Source organism: Mesorhizobium sp. P5_C1, assembly GCF_054049815.1.
Map to the genome: position 1 here is coordinate 1 of NZ_JBFULQ010001168.1, position 878 is coordinate 878.

Below are 878 nucleotides of genomic sequence, written 5' to 3' on the forward strand. Positions count from 1 at the left end.
GCCGGGGCCATTCAAACCACCGCCACTGATGTCGTAGCCGTCATGCTCGGTATGGGCGAACTGGCCGGAGGCGAAGACGCCGAAGCTGGACGAAACCGGCACCATTGCCCCCCCGGTTGCGGGCGAGAGGTTGAGGTCAGCATCGATCGCATCACGGTTTATGCCGTAGAGGGCGTCGATCGCCACCGTGACCGCGCCGGCGTTGGTGGCGCTGGTGGGCGCCGCGGCAATACCGAAATTGGCTGGCGTGGCGCGCAGGAACAAGCCATTCGGGCCAGCTACGATTTCATAGGTGAAAAGAGAACCCGGCGTGCCGGGAATGCCTTTGACGTCGAAGGTTCCGGCAATCGGCCCGCTGGTCGAGACGATGAGCGGGATATCGGTCGCCTGGGCGAATTGCGGCGTGCCCAGCAGATTGACGATGATGGTGTTGGCGCCGGTGGCCGAAAACGGGTTGGCAACGAGTTGATCCGACTGCACCGTCTGCTGGTTGATGTCGAGGCCGATGCGGGCGCCGTTGAGGGTGAGGCCGCCGAGCCTCAGCACGTCGTTGGCGACGCCGTCCGTCATGTCAATCAGCGAATTTGTCGCTATGATCGGACCAGACATGGTGAGGTTGCCGTTGATGAACAGCGTTGAATTCGTCGCGATGATCGAACCTGGCATGTTGACGTTGCCGTTGATGAAAAGCGTCGAGCCGTTGCCAAGATTGAGCTGGTTGATGCCTTGCGTGCCACCGCTGAAGCGGAGCGTGGAGGCGTTGGCCGAAAAATTGTCGAAGCCAGTGAAGTTCTGGCTCTTGCCGCCGGCAGCGAGGTCGGTGTCGGTGACGGTGCCGTTGGCGCCCATGCCGCTGAACAGGACCCCGTCGGCAAGGT

At 62.2% G+C, this 878-nt stretch carries 1 protein-coding gene; it reads right to left on the minus strand.

Translation table 11 applies throughout. From position 1 onward, the window contains the following. Window positions 1-878 (minus strand): autotransporter outer membrane beta-barrel domain-containing protein (locus tag ACXJ7R_RS34655; protein ID WP_457155727.1); only part of this gene is annotated, 878 nt, incomplete at both ends.